This window comes from Streptomyces sp. NPDC003011, from assembly GCF_053591515.1.
On the sequence record NZ_JBSFTY010000085.1, the window covers coordinates 1 to 18,265 of the forward strand.

Genomic DNA, 18,265 nt, shown 5'->3' on the forward strand with positions numbered 1-18,265 from the left:
GGCGACCGCGAGAGCGCACGCGGCGCCGCCGGCCGCGGTGACCGCCAGATGGGTACGCCGGCGCCCGCGCGGCGCGGCCGCCTTCTCCCACCAGCCGGGGCCGTGCAGTTTCCGCATCAGGGCGTCGTCGGCGTTGCCGCGCTGGGCGCGCAGGGACACCCAGCGGTCGGCGGGGCGCACCGGGTGACGGGTGGTGCGGCGGCCCTGCCGGACGCGCCAGCCGGCGTCGAGGACGCGCAGCGCCAGGTCGGCGTCCTCGCGAAAGGCGCGCCGGAAGCGTTCGTCGAAGCCGGCGACCTGCTTGAGCGCGTCGGTGCGGTAGGCCATGTCGGCGGTGATCCAGCGGGCCCGCGCGAGACCGGCGGTGCCGCGTTCCCAGTCGGTGGGGCGGCGCTCACCGGGCAGCGGTACGGCGATGACGCCCTGGACGCCCGCGGTGTCGGGGCTCACGTCGGCCAGGTCCCGCGCCAGCTGCTCGCACCAGTGCGGCCCGACCTGGACGTCGTCGTCGAGGAAGGCCACCCAGGGCGCGGAGACCGCGCGCCAGCCGGTGTTGCGGGCGGCGGCGGGTCCGCGTCCCCCGCTCGCCACGACCCTCGTGCGCCCGCGCAGGTCGCCGAGGAGGCTCAGCGGGTGCTCCAGCGCCTCGGGGTCGGGGTCGGGCTCGGGGCGGTCGTCGACGAGGACGATCTCGTCCGGCCGCGGCCCGGTCGCGGCGGCGAGCGCGGCGAGGCAGTCGGCGAGGGTGCCGCGGACGAGCGTCGGGATCACGACGGCGTAGGCCGGGCTCATGCGAACGCCTTCCCGCGGCGCACCGCGAACGGCCCGATGGCCAGCAGGTCCACGGGTGCGGAGCCGAAGCACTCCAGGGCGTCGCGGGGGTCGTCGACCATGGGCCGGCCGGCGGTGTTCAGGCTGGTGTTCACGACCACGGGCAGTCCGGTGCGCTGTTCGAAGGCGCGCAGCATCCGCGCCACCAGCGGCTCCTGCCGCTCCTCGACGGTCTGGATGCGGGCGGTGCCGTCGACGTGCACCACGGCCGGGATCCGGTCGCGCCACTCACGGGCCACGTCGTGCACGAACAGCATGTACGGGCTGGGCAGCGGCCCGGTGAACAGCTCGTGGGCCCGGTCGGCGAGGACCATGGGCGCGACCGGCCGGAACTCCTCGCGGCCCTTGACGTGGTTGAGGCGCTCCAGGTTCTCGGCGCGGCCGGGGTGGGCCAGCAGGGAGCGGTGTCCGAGGGCGCGCGGACCGTACTCGCTGCGTCCCTGGAACCAGGCCACGATCCCGTCCCGGGCCAGTTCCGCGGCGACCGTCTCGGCGATGTCGTCGGGCCGCTCGTACGGTACGGCGGCCTGGTCGAGCCAGGCGCGCAGTTCGTCCTCGCTCCAGCCGCGGCCGAGGTCGGCGCCGGGCATGGCCTGCGGGTTGTCGGCCAGGTGGAGGGCTCCGCCGAGGGCGGTGCCGGCGTCCCCGGCCGCGGGCTGCACCCAGACGTGCCGGTACGGGCCGCGTTCGGCGATCTTGGAGTTGGCGACGCAGTTGAGGGCGACGCCGCCGGCCATGGTGAGCGCCTCGCCCCCGGCCTCGCGGTGCAGCCAGTGGACGAGTTCGAGCAGCAGCTCTTCGAGGACGGCCTGGGTGCTGGCGGCGAGGTCGGCGTGCTCCTGCGTCCACTCCTCCGCCTTCGCGCGGGGCGGGGCGAGGGCGGCCCAGTCGACGCCGTGGGCGCGGAAGCCGCCGTCGCCGGTCGGGTGGACGTACTGCCGCAGCTGGGGCAGGAAGCGGGGTTTGCCGTAGGAGGCGAGCGCCATCACCTTGTACTCGTCGCTGCTGCGCAGGAAGCCCAGGTGCTCGGTGAGCTCCTCGTAGAGGAGGCCGAGGGAGTGGGGCAGCGCCTGCGTGGCCAGGGTGTCGAGCTTGCCGTCGCGGTAGCGGCCGGCCAGGTGGGAGGCGGCCTCACCGCGCCCGTCGAGCACCAGGACGGCGCTGTCCGGGTGCGGGCAGGCGAGCCCGGCGGAGGCGGCGTGGGCCACGTGGTGCGGGACGAAGACCACCCGGTCCGGGTCGAGGCCGGGCAGCGCCTCGGCGAGGAACTCGGGGGCGCGCCGCGCGTAGTCCAGGCGCAGCGGGTCCCACGGGTCGGACAGGCCCATCTCGGAAGCGGGCCGGGCCAGCGCGGGGTCGAAGGAGTACGTGACGGCGTCCAGCTCCTGCGGCCGGATGCCCGCGTGGTCCAGGCACCAGCGGGCGGAGAGCTCGGGCAGCTCCCAGGCGGAGAACGGCACCGGCCGTTTGCCGTGCTTGCGGCGGCTGAAACGTTCCTCCTCGGCGGCCGCGATCGTCTGCCCGTCGACGACGAGGGCGGCGGCCGGGTCATGGAACAGGGCGTTGATGCCAAGGATGCGCATGGGGGTTGCTCCATCCCGGAGGCTCGTGGGTCACGCTTCCGGCTTCGCGAGTGCCGCCGGAGCGGCTGTCTCAAACAATTAGAGACAACTCAGGTCAAACTAGCCCCTCATTCCGCTCGGTGCAGTTTTTTACATACGCACAGTAACGACATCCCCGGCAAAAGGGGCAGCTGACTGTCGGGCTCGAAGCGTGCTGCGAGCGCCCGCCGGGACGCGCGGACGAGGGAGAGACGGGCGTGACCGGTGCGGGTCTGTCTGCCCGGAGGGTCAGGCGCGAAGAAGGCCGCAACACCTCACCGCGCGGGCGGGCCGACCGGATCCCGCCTCTCAGGCGCGGACAGGACCCGCCGGAGCCCCTGGGCACGCTCCGCCGGGCAGACTCCGCAGCGCCGGGACCGCGACGGGAACGCCCGGCGGGGCGGGAGGAGGACCGGACGGCCGGGTCAGGCGGCCTCCGAACGGGTGAACCAGTCGATCGTGCGGGCCAGGCCCGTGTTCCAGTCGGTACGCGGCTGCCAGCCGAGCCGTTCCAGCGCGAGCCGGGTGTCGGGCTTGCGGCGGGTGGGGTCGTCGACCGGACGTTCGACGAAGCGGATGCGGGAGGCGGAGCCCGCCAGGTCGACGATGCGGCGCGCGAGGTCCAGCATCGTGATCTCCTCCGCGCCGCCGATGTTCACGGGACCCGGCTCGCCGGAGGCCGCCAGCGCGAGGATGCCGTCGACGGTGTCGTCCACGTAGCACAGCGAGCGCGTCTGGCTGCCGTCTCCGGCGACGGTCAGCGGCGCGCCGTCCAGGGCCTGGGCGATGAACGTGGGCACGGCCCGGCCGTCACCGGCGCGCATGCGCGGGCCGTAGGTGTTGAAGATGCGGACGATGGCCGCGTCGGTGCGGTGCACGCCCCGGTGGGCGGTGACCAGGGCCTCGGCGAAACGCTTGGACTCGTCGTAGACGCTGCGGGGGCCGACCGGGTTGACGTTGCCCCAGTACGTCTCCGGCTGCGGATGCTCCAGCGGGTCCCCGTAGACCTCGGAGGTGGAGGCGAGGACGAGACGGGCGTCGTCACGGCGGGCCCGGTCCAGCGCGTGCCGGGTGCCGTCGCTGCCGACGGCGAGGGTCTCCAGCGGCAGCCGCAGGTAGTCGGCGGGCGAGGCCGGGCAGGCGAAGTGCAGCACCAGGTCGAACCGGCCGGGGAGGACACGCCAGGCCGACGGGTCCGTGGCGTCCGCCTGCACGAAGCGGAAACCGTCGTGCCGCTGGAGGTCCGCGACGTTGGCGCGGGACCCGGTGGCCAGGTTGTCGAGGCATACGACGTCGGCACCCGTGGCGAGCAGCCGTCGGCACAGGTGCGATCCCACGAATCCCGCTCCGCCGGTCACCAGGGCCCGGTGGAAGGTGCGTCCGCTCATCCGGCTCTCCTCACGTTCGCCGTTTTGAGCATGGTGACCTGAGTAGCCCCGTGGCGACATCGGAAGACGGGCGGGAACACCCCCCGGCGGGCCGTCACGTGAGAGTGCGCGGTCCCGGGGAAGAAGAAGCGGCAACCTAGGGAGGATGTCGTGAACGGTGACGTGTTGGGGCTGGGGGACGTCCTGGCGGAGGCGGAGGACGCCTCGCCGGTGGAGTCGGTCGACGTCGTGGCACGGAACCTGCAGAAGCGGTTCGGAGCGGCCTGCGTGTCGTTCCTCTTCGTCGACCTGATCGGGGAGGAACTCGTCCGGCTCACCACGGCCGACGGGTCGCCGAGCACACCGGGAGCGACACGTATCGGCCTGCGCGGAAGCGCGTACGAGAAGGTCCTGAGGTCCCAGCGGCTGCATGTGAAGCCGGACGGGGAGGGCGGCCATCTGGCGATCTCGCCGGTCACCAACCGCGGCGACTGCATCGGGGTGCTGGAGATGACCTTGCCGCACGCCGACGAGACCGTGTTGCGCCAGGTGGGTGAGGCGGCACACGCGCTGGCGTACATCGTCGTCACCGACCGGCGCTTCACCGACCTCTATCACGGGGGCCGGCGCACCACACCCACCAGCCTGGCCGCCGAGATCCAGCACCAGCTGCTGCCCTCCGCCGCCTGCTGCGAGGCCGCGCAGTTCTCCGTCGCCGGCGGCCTGGTGCCGGCCGACGACATCGGGGGTGACACGTACGACTACGCCCTGGACCGGGACACGCTGCACCTGTCCATCACGGACGCCATGGGCCACGACACCGATTCCGCCCTGCTGGCCACCCTGCTGCTCGGCGCCCTGCGCGGTGCCCGGCGGGCCGGATGCGACATCGCGGAACAGGCCCGCCGGGCGCACCGGGCGCTGCTCGACCACGACCGCGGCATGGCCACGGGGCAGTTGCTGCGCGTCTGCCTCGAGGACGGCAGCGTCGAGCTGGTCAACGCCGGTCACCCGAGACCGCTGCTCCTGCGCGACGGCACCGTGGAGGAACTGACGGTCTTCGCCAACCTGCCCTTCGGCATCGTCTCCCCCGTCCCCTACCGGGTCCAGACGCTGGACCTGCGCCCCGGCGACCGGCTGATCATGCTCACCGACGGCATGCAGGAACGCGCCGCGGCCCGCGTGGACCTGCCCGCGCTCATCCGCGACACCCGCGCCGTCCACCCGCGCGAGGCCGTCGGCGTGCTGGTCGGCGCCGTGCGCGACGCCTGCCGGGACCGTCTCGAGGACGACGCCACTGTCCTGTGCCTGGACTGGTACGGCACCCACCCCGTCAGCCGGCGCACCGGCGTCGACGACGGCTTCCCATCCCTCGCACCGCAGACCTGGCCGTGAGGCGGGCCCGGGCCGCGTCCGGCCGGATGCCGGCGATGCCGCCGGTCACCGCGGTGTCCCCCGGCCACCGGCCGACCACTGCCCAGGCGGTGCGATCACCCCGCGATGCCACGGTGTGACCGGGTCCCTCGGGGTACTCGCACCGCGTCGACGTCGACGTCGATGCAGCCGACGCGCACCGTTCACGCGCCGACGCGCACCGTTCACGAAGGGAGAGGCCCGATGGACGACCGCCCGAACCGATCCGACACGGACCTGCTCGGCATCTACCTCAACGATCACCTCGCCGGAGCCGCGCTCGCCGTGGACCGGGCGCGGCTGCTGGCCGACGCCGAGTCCGAACGGGACCCGGCGCTCGCCGACACGGTGCGGTCGGTCACCGACGAGATCACCGAGGACCGGGCGCGCCTGCTGGAGATCATGCGGAGCCTGGACATCCCGGTGCGCCGCTACAAGATCGCCGCCGGCCGGCTGGCCGAGAAGGTGGGCCGTCTCAAGGCCAACGGCCGGCTCGTCCGCCGTTCCCCGCTCAGCCCCATGCTGGAGCTGGAACTGCTGCGTCTGGGCGTGGAAGGGAAGGCCGCCGCCTGGCGGACGCTGCGCCGGCTGTCCGACGCCGACTCCCGCCTCGATCCCGGGCAGCTCGACCTGCTCCTCGAACGCGCCCACCGCCAGCTGGACACGCTGGAACAGCTGCGTCTGCGCCAGGTCACCCAGACCTTCCAGCAGAGCGCTGACCAGCCCGCCGGCCGGCCCGTACCCCAGGAGTCCCCCTCATGAGCGACCACACCCCCTCCCAGGCCGAAGGCGAGCCCGACGACGCCGACCCGCAGAACACCGGCCACCCGGCTCCGGACCACCCGACGCCGTCCCAGGCCGAGGGCGACCGCGACGACGCCGACGACGACGCCGTGGACGGCGGGGACGACCGCCCCTGATCCGGATGGCCGGATGGCCGGAAGCCGCCTCCGCCTCGGGGCCCGACGTCAGGGGAACGAGGCGGGGGTACCCGGCGGCGGCCCAGTCCCGGCTGTCGTCCGAGGAGGCCCCCATGGGCTTCGATCCTCTCGAACACCAAGGCATCCCCCTCGACCGCAGCTGCGCAGCTGGCGCGAGCTGGACGTCGAGCCGATCGACCCCGACCACGGTGATCCGTACACCCGCTGCCGTGTCATCACGATGAACGGCATCGAGGTCGAGGCGATCCTGTTCAGCCATCAGTTCGCACGCCACTGCCCCGACCCCGACCCCGACCCCGACCCCGACCCCGACCCCGACCCCGACGTCAAACGGCGGTTGGCGGAGGTTCGTTACATCGAGCAACAGCAGTCGTGGGGGCCCTGCTCATGCGCCGGCACGGCGACATCCGCACCCTCTTCGACGAGGTCGAGAGGACGGCCGGCGACGAACGCCGGGCCGCCTTCCGCCGTCTGGTCCGGCTGCTCGCCGTGCACGAGACGGCCGAGGAGGAGGTCGTCCACCCCTTCACCCGGAGCTCGGTGCCGGGCGGTCAGGCCGTGGTCGACGCCCGGCTCACGGAGGAACGGGAGGCGAAGGAGCTCCTGTCCCGGCTCGACGGGACGGACACCGACGGCCCGAGTTCCTGCCCGAGCTGCGGACCCTGCGCAGGGAGGTGACGGCGCACGCGCGGGCCGAGGAGCGCTACGAGTCCAACCACATCCGCCGTCACGCGAACCAGGCCCGCCTGGCGTCGATGGCCACGGCGGTGAGGGCTGCCGAGACCATGGCGCCCCGACCCGGCCGCACCCCGGTACGGAGTCCGCGGCGAAGAACCTCACCGTGGGCCCGCCGGCCGCGCTGGTCGACCGCACCCGGGACGCGGTGCGCAAGGCCCTGGGCAAGGACGGGTGGCCGAAGGGTCTCCAGCGCTCCCGGAGGGTCTCCAGGGCTTCTGCCCGGCCCACCACCGGCGTGGTTCCGGCCTTCCACGGCCTGGGCCGCGCCGACGGCCGGCTCCACGGCGGTGCGATCCGCAAGGACGGCGATCCGGCGCGACACCGCGCTCGTCCCAGCCGCCGCCGACGGCTACTGGCCGGAGCTACTTGCCGGATTTGTCCCGCCAGACCTGGGCCGCGATCTGTTCCGCGTCCGGCTGCGGCGTACCAGCCCTGACCAGGATGATTCCCCGAGAGCCGTCCGGGAACGTCACCTCACGCATCGCCGTGCCCAATGGGCCAGGCGTCGACTCCTCCGGCATGACGACCCCAATCGTGGACGAACCTTCAGAGTAACCGGAAAGCGTCCGGTCATGACGCAGGTCCACACATGTGTCCGTGCGGTGGCCGGGCGTCCGGTGCGGTCGCGGCGACGGCGGCGGCAGCCCGTCCCCCTCGGGCTGGGCGCGTGCGGCGCGGACACACCGCCACCCGGCCCCGTCCGCCGGCCGTCCTCTATCCGCCCGCGGCGAGACGGACCAGCAGGACGCCGGGCGCGCGCGGCAGCGACACCCGCAGTCCGCTCCCGTCCCAGACCGCCGTGCCCGCGTCCGGGGCGGAGGGGTGCAGGATGTCCGCACGGACGTCGCGTCCCGCCAAGTGCCCGACGGGAAGGCGCAGTTCCGCCGCTCCCCCGCGGCGCCAGACCGTGAGGTACGACGTACGGTCACCGGGGACCCGCATGCCCAGGGCCAGCCACTCGTCCGTCCAGCCCGGCAGCCCCAGCGGCCAGAAGGGCAGCGCCTGTGCCAGATCCTCGCGGATCGCCTTGTACGCCCCCACCGCATCCCGTACCAGGCCGAGTTGACCCGCCGTCATCCGGTCGAGGTGGCCGGAGAGATGGATCCGTCCGAGCAGTGCGCCACCGAGGGTGAAGGTGATCAGGCCGTCGTCGAAGGCGGGCTGCGGGTAGGCCCAGACGGCTCCCTGCTCGGGCGGGACCGCCGTCGGCGCGGCGGCGGCGATGGCCGGGTAGCGCAGCGGGTCCTGCTGGTCGCTGGTGGACTGGAGCTGGGTGACGGCGAGGCTGGCGCCGTCCATCCGCATCCCGCCCGAGGCGCAGTTCTCCACGACCAGGCCGGGGTGACGGTCCAGGATCCCGGACAGCCAGTCCAGGTAGGCCTGGGCGTGGCCGAGCAGCCCGGCTCCCGGCGCGAGGTCACCGGGGGCGCAGGTTCCCGGGTCGACCAGGATGTTGTAGTCCAGCTTCAGGTAGCCCACGCCCCAGTCGCCGACGATCCGGTCCACCGTCCTGTCGAGGTGCGCACGGGCGGCCGGGTGGCGCAGATCGAGCTGGTGGCGGCCCTGTTCGCTGAGACGTACGCCGTCGCGCTGGAAGAAGGCGTCCGGCGGGAGCGCGGACGCGACCGGGCTGCGCACCCCCACGGCCTCCGGCTCCAGCCACAGACCCGGCACCATGCCGCGCTCCCGGATCCGGTCCAGGACCGCCCGGATCCCGCCGTCGGGGAAGCGGCGCGGTGAGGGCAGCCATGCGCCGACGCTGTCCCACCAGCCCTCGGTGTCGTCGTCGTACCAGCCGGAGTCGATGCAGAAGTACTCCGCCCCGGCGTCGGCGGCCGCGTCGATCAGCGGCAGCAGCTTCCGGGTCGTCGGGTCGCCCATCAGCGTGTTCATGTAGTCGTTGAAGACGACGGGGAGCGCGGTGTGGTCCGGGTGCGGGCGGCGCACGGCACGGCGGTACGAGGTCAGCGCGCCCATCGCCGCGTCGAACCCGGGACCGAGGGCCAGCGCCGCGGGCACGGTGGTGAACTCCGCGCCCGGCGCGAGCGCGACCCGCCACTGGTGTTCCGCGTCGGTGGGGCCGTTCAGTGCCAGGTACGTGCCGTCCGCGCGTTCGCCCAGGTCCCAGCGCCAGCCGGCCGGGGACTCGATCTGCCACAGCCAGGTCCGGCCGCCGTCCCGTTCCGTCAGCGCGCCCATCGCGAGGTGGCCGCCGGTGGGCCAGCTGCCGCGCCCGGTGAGGACGAGAGCGGCCCGGCTGTCGTGCTGGTGGGCGGCGACGTTGATGTCGGCGACGGTGGCCCGCAGCGGCTCGGCATGCCAACGGCACTCCGCGAGCCAGTCGTTGCGCGCCCGGTGCACGTCGAGGGCGTCCGGAGAAGGCAGTCCGGCGAGCAGCAGGCTGCTGACGGACTGCACGACCAGCGGCTCGGCGCCCTGGTTGCGGAGCCGGACGCGGGAGCGGAGCACCGGCAGTCCGGCCGGGGACGTCAGCTCGACGAACGCGGTCAGCCCGGTGGCCGGGTCGTGGAGTTCCACGGTCAGCCACTCCCAGCCGGCGCGGCTGCCGCTGCGGTGGTCCCGGTACCGCAGCCGCGTGCCGAAGGCCGTGCCGGTGAAGCGCGGGCCGGACCAGCCGCTGCCGTGGCCGGGAGCGGTGAGTTCGACGAGGGGCAGGGCGGCCTCGGGACCGGGGACGGGCCCGGTGTCGCCGGGCGGGGCCAGCCGGACCAGCCGCAGGGTGCCGTCGGAGGCGGTGGCGAACTGGGCCCGGAGCGCCGAGTGCCCCCAACTGAAGGTCTTCTCCGGGTGGTTGGTGGCCTTCGTCGCCGCGTGCGCCGTACCGGTCAAGGCGTCTCCCCCTCCTGGCTCCGCCCTGCCGGGTGCCGGGGACGGTCTGCGTCATGAGCGTGAATCCCTCGTTACGGTCTCTTGACGACCGCATTGTGACCGGTCACAATCTTGGCATGAATGTGACCGGTCACACAAGGCGCCCGGCGAGCATCAGGGACGTTGCGACCGCCGCCGGGGTGTCGTACCAGACCGTCTCCCGGGTGATCAACGACCATCCCAGCGTCAAGCCGTCCACCCGGGAACGGGTGCTCGCCGCCATCGACGACCTGGGCTTCCGGCGCAACGCCACCGCGCTCGCCCTGGCCAGCGGGCGCAGCAGGGCCGTGACCGTGCTGACCGCCGACACCACCCACTACGGCTACGCCTCCATCCTCCAGGGCATCGAGGAGGCGGCCCGCGCCGCCTCGTACGCGGTGGGGATCGGCGTCCTCGAATCGGCGGACGAGACCGCTGTCGCGGCCGAGGTGCGGCGGGCGGCGGACGCGAGCGGCGGACTGATCGTGATCGCCTACGATCCGGCCGGCGTCCGGGCCCTGGCCGCCGTCCCCGCCGAGCTGCCGGTCGTCGGTGTGGTCGAGACGCCCGCGAGCCCGCCCCCGGGCGACCGCCCGTGGGTGTGGACCGACGACCGCGAGGCCGCGTACCAGGCGACCCGTCATCTGCTCGGCCTCGGCCACGAGACCGTGCACTACGTGGCCATCCCCTCCAGCACCCGGCGCACCAGCGCCCGCACCACCGGCTGGCGGCAGGCGCTGAAGGAGGCCAAAGCGCCCGAACCCCGCCCGGTGCAGGGCAGGTGGGGCCCGGCCGGCGGACACGCCGCGGGCCTGAAGCTGGCGCGGGACCCGGGCGTCACCGCGATCCTGTGCGGCAACGACGACCTCGCGCTCGGGGTGCTGCGCGCCCTGCACGAGTCGGGCCGGTCCGTCCCCGGCGAGGTCAGCGTGGCCGGATTCGACGACGCCCCGCACTCCGGCTACCTGACCCCCTCGCTGACGACCGTGCGCCTGGACTTCACCGGCCTGGGCCGGTCCGCCTTCGCCCTGCTGCACGGGGTGCTGGAGGAGTCCGCGCAGATCGCCCCGCACCCCGTCTCCGTACCCGAACTGGTGGTGCGGGAGAGCTCGGGACCCCCGTCCGCCCGCGCTTGATGTCCCGGTACCGCCGTGCTGGACCACCCGTTCGCGAAAGGTACGTGAGGTACGTGATGAAGACGAGAGCTCTCCCCGCGCTGGCGCTGATATGCGCCGTCGGTCTGGCCGCCACCGCGTGCAGCGACCCCACAGCCGGCGCCTCCGGCGGCTCCGGCACGGACGCGCAGCGGACGGCCGTGAACCCGACGGCCCGCCTGGACGGCGTGAAGCTGACCATGTGGACCGCGCAGAACACGGTCAACGCGCCGAAGCAGGTCGTCGACGCCTTCGAGAAGGCCACCGGAGCCGAGGTGGAGACCCAGGCGATCCCGGACCTGTACGAGCAGAACGTGCCGACCAAGCTCGCCTCCGGCGACCGGCCCGACCTGATGTTCTGGCAGCCGTCCATTTCCACGCTGCCCTTCATCCAGCCGCAGCAGAACCTCCTCACCCTCGACGGGGAGGAGTGGGTCTCCCGGCTCGGCACCACCGAGCGGTCGCTCGGCGTCCTCGACGGCAAGCGGTACGCGGCCATCGTCACCAGCCCCGCCATGCTCGGCGTCTACTACAACAAGGACGTCTTCCGGCAGGCCGGGCTGAGCGAGAAGGACTTCCCGCAGTCCTACGACGACCTCCTGGCCCTCGGCCGGACCGTCACGGACAGGACCGGCGCGGCCGGCTTCTACGAGGCCGGCGGCGACCAGTGGCCCCTGCAGTGGCAGATGCAGGTCCAGCTCACCGACCTGGACAAGCAGTGGTGGGCGGATCTGAACCAGAACAGGAAGAAGTGGACCGACCCGGTCGTCGTCGGCGCGATCAAGAAGTACAAGGAGAAGCTGCTCGACGCGGGGCTCGCCCAGAAGAACTACAAGACCGGCACCTTCACCGGGCAGGCCGACGCGCTGTGGAAGGGCGAGGCCGGCATGGTCCTCAACGTCACCTCCTTCCAGAGCCAGTTGCAGGCCAAGTACTCCACCGCCGAGATCGACCAGAGGATCGGCTGGTTCCCGGTCGCCAACTCCTCGGCCACCGGCCTGTACTCCCCCGACCAGACCAACGGCGTGGTCGCGTTCAGGACGGGTGACGACAAGCGGCAGAACGCGGCCCGGCAGTTCCTCGCCTTCTGGCTCGGCCCGGACTACGCCGACTACATCAAGGCGATGAAGATCCCGTCCGTGCAGCCGTCCGTGCCCACCCCCGACGGACTCCCGCAGGCGTCCAAGGACCAGGTCGCGGCCCTGCCCCAGGCCATCGGGGTCTTCCAGGCCAAGGCGATCGTCGCCCCGGACACCCACCTCTACCTCGCCGACATGATCTACGGCAAGAAGAGCCCGCAGCAGGTCGCCCAGGCGATCCAGGACCAGTTCGCGCAGGTGGCCAAGGCCCAGGGCGCACCCGGCTTCTAGACGACCACAGGGCGGGGAGCTCCGATGGCGGACACGGCCGTACGCACGCGCAGGCAGGCATCCAGGAAAGGGGAACCCACGCGGGTCGGGCGTCTTCCGCGGGCCGCCGTGCACCATCCCTGGTGGTTCGCGCTTCCCGCGATCGCCGTCTTCGCGGCCTTCTTCCTGGTGCCGAACCTGCTCAACTTCTACTACCCGTTCACGAACTGGTCCTCGTACCACGCGGACATCGCCTTCACCGGCCTGGACAACTTCAGGACCATCGCCGACGACGGCTCCCTGCTGCGCGCGATCCGCACCACGCTGCTGTACGCCCTGCTGGCGGCGCTGTTCCAGAACGGCTTCGGGCTGGTGCTCGCGCTGCTGCTGGAGCACGACACCCGCTTCAACCGGTTCTTCCGCGCGGTGTTCTTCCTGCCGGTGCTGATCTCGGCGCTCGCCACCGGCTACGTCTTCCAGGCCCTCCTCGGCCAGGACGGCGCCGTCAACTCGGTGCTCGGCACGGACATCCCGTGGCTGGGCTCGACGACCTGGACGCTGGCCCTGATCACCCTCATCCACGGGTGGAAGTGGATGGGCCTGTCCATGCTGATCTACCTGGCGGGGCTCAAGGGCATCCCCGGCGAGATGCTGGAGGCCGCGAAGTGCGACGGCGCCGGCCCCTGGCGGACCTTCTGGTCGGTGCGGTGGCCGATGCTCGCGCCGGCCGTCACCTTCAACGTCACCACGGCGCTGATCGGTTCGATGAACACCTTCGACATCGTGCAGGCCACCACGGGCGGCGGGCCCGCGGCCTCCACGGAGGTCTTCAACATCTACATGTTCCGGATCTTCGGCCAGGGCCTGTACGCCCAGGCCTCCGCGATGAGCCTCGTCCTGTTCCTGGTCGTGGTCGCCATCGCGATCCCGCTGGTCGTCGGGCTCCGCCGAAGGGAGCAGCTGCTGTGAACCCGTCCGTGGCCTGGCGGTTCGGCCGTCCCGCCCTCGTCCTGCTCCTCGCCTCCCTCGCCGTCGGCGTACCGCTGTGGCTGGTCGCCGTCACCTCCGCCAAACCCCAGGCGGAGGTCATCAGGCCGAACCTCGACCTGCCGGTGCGCTGGCAGCCCGGCGGCAACTACCAGGACGCCGTCAGCCAGGGCGAGATGCTGCGCGGCTTCGTCAACTCGCTGCTCGTGGTGGTGCCTTCGGTGGCCCTCGTGCTGATCCTCGGCGCGGGCGCCGCCTGGGTCTTCGCCCGCCGCGCGTCCAGGCTGGTCTCGGCCGCGTACGCGCTGTGCATCAGCGGACTGCTGCTGCCGCCCGCCGTCATCACGATCGTGATGGAGCTGCGGCAGCTCGGGCTCTCGAACACCCGGCCCGGGATGATCGCCGTCTACACCGGGATGTACCTGTCCACGTCGATCTTCTTCATGACCGGCTTCATCCGCGCGATCCCCCTGGAGCTGGAGGAGGCGGCGCGGATGGACGGGGCGAGTCCGGCGGGGATCTTCGCCCGGATCATCCTGCCGCTGCTCAGGCCGGTGATCGCCACCGCGACGATCATGGTGATGCTCTACGCCTGGAGCGACGTCTTCTACGCCTTCTTCGTCCTCGGCGGCGGAGAGCGGGCGACCCTGCCACTCAACCTCTACCAGGTCGCCAGCGCCCAGCTCTACCTCAACAACTGGCATCTCGTCTTCGCGTACGTCGTGGTGATGAGCCTGCCCATGGTCGCCGTGTTCCTCGTCGGCCAGCGAAAGATCGTGTCCGGAATCACCAGTGGAGCCGTCAAGTGACCGGAGGTCCAACAGCGTGATCATCCCCACCCGCACAAGATCCCGTCTCGGAACAGTTCTCGTCACCGCCGCACTCGGAGTCGCCGCCATGGCAGGCACCCTCCCCGCCGCGGGACCCGCGGCAGCCTCCCCCACTCCCGACTCCGCTCAAGCGGGAGACACCCCCATCGCCCCCCAGCGGCTCACCGTCGACCTCGCCGCCTCCGAGGGTCCGGTGATGCTCGGCGCCAACGGCGCGCTGTACGGGCTCAGCGACGACGGGGTGCCCAGCGACGCCGCCCTGGAGCCCTTGAAGATCACCAGCATCTCGCAGAAGCCGGAGGGCGGCGCCCAGCACCCCAACGGCGACGCGCTCACCGTCTCCACGTCGTTCTTCCGCAACGGCGGCGGCGAGATCAACGTGATGATGCAGGACGTCTACGCGAAGTGGCCGTACGAGGACCTCGGCATCGACGACTACCTCCCCAAGGTCGACAAGATCGTCAAGGAGGTGTCGGCCGACCCGAACAGCGACCGCTTCGTCTACATCCCGTTCAACGAGCCCGACCAGATCTGGTACGACCTCGGCACGTCCGACGAGGCGCGGTACGAGGCCAACCGCGACCGGTTCTTCAAGGACTGGAAGACGGTCTACCAGCGCATCCGCGCGATCGACCCCGACGCGCGGATAGCCGGCCCCAACGAGGCCGGCTACCACACCCGCCTGCTGACCGACTTCCTGACCTTCGCCCAGCGGGAGAACGTCCTGCCCCAGGTGATGACCTGGCACGAACTGAGCTCCGGTTCGCTGCGCGACTTCCAGGGCCACTACGACAACTACCGCTCGATCGAACGCGCGTTGGGCATCCCACCGCTGAAGATCAACATCGACGAGTACGCCAACCGGCGTGACCTGTCCGTACCCGGGCAGCTCGTGCAGTGGGTCTCGATGTTCGAGCGGAACAAGGTGTACGCCAACCAGGCCTACTGGGACGCCGCCGGCAACATGGACGGCAACGTCGTCCGGTCCAACATCCCCAACGGCGGCTGGTGGCTGTTCCGTTGGTACGCCGGGATGACCGGTGACACCGTCAGGGTGACCCCGCCGCAGGCCAACACCATCGACACCCTCCAGGGACTCGCCTCCCTCGACACCGGGCGCCGCCAGGCGCAGGTGCTGCTCGGCGGCTCCGCCGGTGACTCCGACGTCGTGGTCCAGAACGTCCCGCGGTCCGTCTTCGGCCGGACGGTCACCGCGACCGTCGCCGAGGCGGCCTGGTCCGGCTATGAAGGACAGCACGCCACGCCGCGCGTCCTCGCCCGGACGAAGGTGAAGGTGGCGGCCGACGGCACGGTGACCGTCCCGCTGCGCGGCCTGCGCAAGATGTCCGCCTACCGGATCGTCCTCACCCCCGGCGGCTCCGGCACCCCGACCGCGGCCTCCGTCCCCTGGTCGGCGTCGTACGAGGCCGAGGACGCGGCCATCACCGGCGGCCAGGTCTACACCCAGGGCACGGTCGCCAACGCCAACGGCTACGCGGCTTCCGGAACCAAGGACGTCGGCTCGCTCAACCAGGCCTCCAGCAAGGTCGACTTCACCGTGACGGTGCCCGAGGACGGGACCTACGACCTGGCGATCCTGTACGGCAACCAGTCCGGCGCCCCCGCCACCCAGAGGCTGTCGGTCGACGGCGCGCACCCGGTCACGGTCACCTACCCCTCCACGGAGAACTGGACCTACCGCGCCAAGAAGGACCTGACGGTCCGCCTGGCGGCCGGCACCCATGTGCTGACGCTCGCGAAGGGCGACGCCGAGGTGACCCTCGACCGCGTCGACCTGACCGCGCGCACCGGAGCCGCGTCCGCCTCCTACGAGGCCACGCTGGCCGACATCAGCGGGAAGCCGACGTACGACTACTCCTCGTCGGCAGGGGTGGGCACGGGCGCCCTGGTCCTGCGCACGGGCGACCGGGCGGTCTTCGACGTGTACGCGCCTCGCGACGGCTACTACACGGTGGTGTCGCGGGCCTCGGCGGCGGCACGACTCGCCCTGCACGGCGAGAAGGTGACCGCGGTCCCCGGCCGGCCGATGCGGCTGTACCTGGTCGCGGGCAACAACCGCGTCGCGATGACGGCCGGGTACGCCTCCGTGCGCTCCCTCGACGTCTCGGGCGACGGCTCGACCGCCGGCACGCTCTCCTACGAGGGCGCCTCGGCCACCCTGGCGGGCGGCGCGAAGCTCGTCGAGTCCGCCCACGCGTCCGCCGGTTCGTACATCGGCGACCTCGGCAACAGCGCCGCCAGTACCGCCGAGTTCACCGTGGACGCGCCCAGGTCCGGACGCTATCTGCTGGTCGTCCACTACGCGCACAACGACCGGCGCGACAACGGTCACGCCTACAACACGGACATCATGTCCCGTACGGCGGACATCACCGTGGGGGGTGACGCGCCCCGGAAGGTGACCTTCAAGAACACCTGGAGCTGGGACGACTACTGGACGCTGGGCGTGCCCGTCGACCTGAGGAAGGGGTCCAACAGCGTGACGTTCGGCAACGCGGGCGCGTGGGCTCCGGACATCGACCGGATCGAACTGGGCCGGGTCGTGGGCCTGCCGTAGTCCCGTCGGACGGGCCTCGGTCAGGGGCCGGCGGGTCACGCACCCGCCGGCCACTGGCGCCGTCGAAGGGCGCGTGCGCGAGGACCGCCGTGTGACCGCCCCAGGGATGCCGGCGCGCCCGTCACACCGTGCCGCGGGTAGCCTTCCGCCATGGGGAGACAACCGCGCTTCACGCTGTCCGCGACGGTCCTCGACGCCCCCGACGCCCGGGAGCTGGCGGCGTTCTACCGGGCCGTCTTCGGCTGGCCGGTGCGGGAGGACGGGCCCGACTGGGTGTACATCGCCCCGCCTGACGGCGGAGCGGGGCTGTCGTTCCAGACCGAGCCGCACTATGTCCGGCCGCGATGGCCGTCCACTCCGGACGCTCAGCAGATGATGCTCCATCTGGACATCCAGGTGGACGACCTGCCCGCCGCCGTGGCCCGCGCCACCGCCCTGGGCGCGACCCTGGCCGACTTCCAGCCCCAGGAGCACGTCCGGGTGCTGTTCGATCCGGTCGGCCACCCGTTCTGTCTGTACGTGCCCACGCCGGAACCGGGCAGCTGACGGCCACCCGGGGGTGGACCTCGGCTCCTTCCCAGGACCCGGTCCCGGCGTGGAGTGATGGGGCGGGGATCAGCGGTAGGTGAGGTCGGACTCCTCGAAGACGCAGTTCACGCCGTCGGCGTCCGAGCCGAGCTGCTCCGGTTCGCCGTCGGTGACGCCCTCGAACTTCTGGCAGGGCACGATCTCACGGTCGGGGTCGTTGACGATCGTGATGCCGGACAGCCGTGCGGTGTCCCCGAAGTTGCTGTTGATGCCGACCAGTTCGTCGCCGGGGGCGGTGGCCGTGACGTTCTCCAGGACGATGTCGCGCTGGACCTGTTCGCCGCAGTTGCCGCAGGAGCGGACGAGCTTGCCGAAGTCGGACACCTCGAAGTCACGCACGGTCAGCGTCCCGGCCCCGTTGAACTGGAACACCTTGTCCTGGGCCAGGGTGGCTCCGCCGCCGTTCACCACATAGGTGGCGCCCTCGGACTCGCCGAGGAAGGTGGCGGCGTCCTCGCCGACGTCCTCCCAGAAGACGTTCTCCAGTGTGCAACTGCCCAGACAGTGGACGCCGTCGGCGGCCGGCGCGCCGAGGATGACGTTCTTCAGCACGGCTCCGTCGGCCAGCTCGAAGATCGGGTCCTGCCCTTCCTCCTGGCCGTCACCGCCGAGTGCGCCCGCCCCGGTGAACCGGGTGTTCGCGCCGTCGAACGTCCCGCTGACCTGCCGGGTCTCGGTGACCTGCTCTTCGCCGGTGGCCTCCGGGGCGGCCAGCACCCTGACCGTGCCCGGTGCGCCGGGGGCGGACGGGGTGTCCGTCGCGAGGGCGACGCCGCCCGCGACGGCCGCGGCGAGTCCGCCGGCGGCACAGGCTGCGATGAGCCCGGTCCTGCCACGGCGCCTGCGGTGGCCGGAAACGGTGGGGGAATGTCGTGACACGTGTGATCACCTCGTGAGTGCGGGACGGTCCGTCTGTACGTACGGGGCGCGAGGGACGGGTGTTCAGACGGCGGGTGCCCGGGCCGCCGTGCGGGAGCCGTACGAGGAGGGCCGTACGAGGAGGGCCGTACGGGGCCGGTG

14 protein-coding genes and 2 pseudogenes are annotated in these 18,265 nt (G+C 72.2%); 11 read left to right on the top strand and 5 right to left on the bottom strand.

Features of this window, described 5'->3' with window-relative positions:
* The 3 genes from ACWD0J_RS32870 to ACWD0J_RS32880 all read right to left on the bottom strand — a co-directional run.
* On the bottom strand, positions 1-792 hold a 792-nt coding region (locus ACWD0J_RS32870), incomplete at its 3' end, for a glycosyltransferase family 2 protein (RefSeq protein WP_451499510.1).
* Positions 789-2,414 carry a carbamoyltransferase family protein gene (locus tag ACWD0J_RS32875; protein WP_451499511.1) on the bottom strand — a complete coding sequence of 542 codons (1,626 nt, stop codon included), beginning with the start codon at positions 2,412-2,414 and terminating at the stop codon, positions 789-791. The genes ACWD0J_RS32875 and ACWD0J_RS32870, both read right to left, overlap by 4 nt.
* Positions 2,415-2,857: 443 nt before the next feature.
* The gene (locus ACWD0J_RS32880; protein WP_451499512.1) at positions 2,858-3,820 is read right to left on the bottom strand and encodes an NAD-dependent epimerase/dehydratase family protein; all 963 of its coding nucleotides are present in this window, start codon (positions 3,818-3,820) and stop codon (positions 2,858-2,860) included.
* Between the two features lie 150 nt (positions 3,821-3,970).
* On the opposite strand from ACWD0J_RS32880, the gene ACWD0J_RS32885 reads away from it, so the two are divergent.
* From ACWD0J_RS32885 to ACWD0J_RS32905, 5 genes and pseudogenes are all read left to right on the top strand, one after another.
* Complete coding sequence (locus tag ACWD0J_RS32885; RefSeq protein ID WP_451499513.1) at positions 3,971-5,194, top strand: PP2C family protein-serine/threonine phosphatase; 1,224 nt, start codon at positions 3,971-3,973, stop codon at positions 5,192-5,194.
* Positions 5,195-5,416: 222 nt separating this feature from the next.
* Positions 5,417-5,974: a hypothetical protein gene (locus ACWD0J_RS32890; RefSeq protein WP_451499514.1), complete on the top strand. Its 558-nt coding sequence runs from the start codon at positions 5,417-5,419 to the stop codon at positions 5,972-5,974.
* Entirely contained in the window at positions 5,971-6,132 is a 162-nt protein-coding gene (locus ACWD0J_RS32895; protein ID WP_451499515.1) for a hypothetical protein, read from the top strand. The genes ACWD0J_RS32890 and ACWD0J_RS32895 overlap by 4 nt, the downstream gene beginning before the upstream one ends.
* 113 nt (positions 6,133-6,245) lie before the next feature.
* Positions 6,246-6,523: pseudogene (locus tag ACWD0J_RS32900) on the top strand (hypothetical protein); the annotation flags it as partial.
* A 17-nt stretch (positions 6,524-6,540) separates the two neighbouring features.
* Positions 6,541-7,060: pseudogene (locus ACWD0J_RS32905) on the top strand (hemerythrin domain-containing protein); the annotation flags it as partial.
* Positions 7,061-7,605: 545 nt separating this feature from the next.
* Here ACWD0J_RS32905 and ACWD0J_RS32910 read toward each other — a convergent pair.
* Positions 7,606-9,741, bottom strand: coding sequence for an alpha-galactosidase (locus ACWD0J_RS32910; RefSeq protein WP_451499516.1), 2,136 nt, complete (start codon positions 9,739-9,741; stop codon positions 7,606-7,608).
* A gap of 95 nt (positions 9,742-9,836) precedes the next feature.
* Here ACWD0J_RS32910 and ACWD0J_RS32915 point away from each other — a divergent pair, with 95 nt between their 5' ends.
* The 6 genes from ACWD0J_RS32915 (at position 9,837) to ACWD0J_RS32940 (ending at position 17,203) form a co-directional block, all read left to right on the top strand.
* Entirely contained in the window at positions 9,837-10,895 is a 1,059-nt protein-coding gene (locus ACWD0J_RS32915; protein ID WP_451499530.1) for a LacI family DNA-binding transcriptional regulator, read from the top strand.
* A 56-nt stretch (positions 10,896-10,951) separates the two neighbouring features.
* Complete coding sequence (locus ACWD0J_RS32920; RefSeq protein ID WP_451499517.1) at positions 10,952-12,283, top strand: ABC transporter substrate-binding protein; 1,332 nt, start codon at positions 10,952-10,954, stop codon at positions 12,281-12,283.
* A 24-nt stretch (positions 12,284-12,307) separates the two neighbouring features.
* Positions 12,308-13,231, top strand: coding sequence for a carbohydrate ABC transporter permease (locus tag ACWD0J_RS32925; RefSeq protein ID WP_451499518.1), 924 nt, complete (start codon positions 12,308-12,310; stop codon positions 13,229-13,231).
* 8 nt (positions 13,232-13,239) lie between these two features.
* On the top strand, positions 13,240-14,058 hold the full coding sequence (locus tag ACWD0J_RS32930; protein WP_451499531.1) for a carbohydrate ABC transporter permease: 819 nt from the start codon (positions 13,240-13,242) through the stop codon (positions 14,056-14,058).
* An 88-nt stretch (positions 14,059-14,146) separates the two neighbouring features.
* Positions 14,147-16,657 (top strand): CBM35 domain-containing protein, encoded by a 2,511-nt coding sequence (locus ACWD0J_RS32935; RefSeq protein WP_451499519.1) that lies wholly within the window; start codon positions 14,147-14,149, stop codon positions 16,655-16,657.
* A gap of 150 nt (positions 16,658-16,807) precedes the next feature.
* Positions 16,808-17,203 carry a VOC family protein gene (locus ACWD0J_RS32940; protein ID WP_451499520.1) on the top strand — a complete coding sequence of 132 codons (396 nt, stop codon included), beginning with the start codon at positions 16,808-16,810 and terminating at the stop codon, positions 17,201-17,203.
* Between the two features lie 69 nt (positions 17,204-17,272).
* Here the strand turns inward: ACWD0J_RS32940 and ACWD0J_RS32945 are convergent, their stop codons facing one another.
* Complete coding sequence (locus ACWD0J_RS32945) at positions 17,273-18,124, bottom strand: pectate lyase (RefSeq protein ID WP_451499521.1); 852 nt, start codon at positions 18,122-18,124, stop codon at positions 17,273-17,275.
* Positions 18,125-18,265: the final 141 nt, after the last annotated feature.

Coding starts and splice junctions, on each gene's coding strand:
- ACWD0J_RS32875 (WP_451499511.1), bottom strand. CDS start 2,414: ATGCGCATCCTTGGCATCAACGCCCTGTTCCATGACCCGGCCGCCGCC.
- ACWD0J_RS32880 (WP_451499512.1), bottom strand. CDS start 3,820: ATGAGCGGACGCACCTTCCACCGGGCCCTGGTGACCGGCGGAGCGGGA.
- ACWD0J_RS32890 (WP_451499514.1), top strand. CDS start 5,417: ATGGACGACCGCCCGAACCGATCCGACACGGACCTGCTCGGCATCTAC.
- ACWD0J_RS32895 (WP_451499515.1), top strand. CDS start 5,971: ATGAGCGACCACACCCCCTCCCAGGCCGAAGGCGAGCCCGACGACGCC.
- ACWD0J_RS32920 (WP_451499517.1), top strand. CDS start 10,952: ATGAAGACGAGAGCTCTCCCCGCGCTGGCGCTGATATGCGCCGTCGGT.
- ACWD0J_RS32925 (WP_451499518.1), top strand. CDS start 12,308: ATGGCGGACACGGCCGTACGCACGCGCAGGCAGGCATCCAGGAAAGGG.
- ACWD0J_RS32935 (WP_451499519.1), top strand. CDS start 14,147: ATGGCAGGCACCCTCCCCGCCGCGGGACCCGCGGCAGCCTCCCCCACT.
- ACWD0J_RS32940 (WP_451499520.1), top strand. CDS start 16,808: ATGGGGAGACAACCGCGCTTCACGCTGTCCGCGACGGTCCTCGACGCC.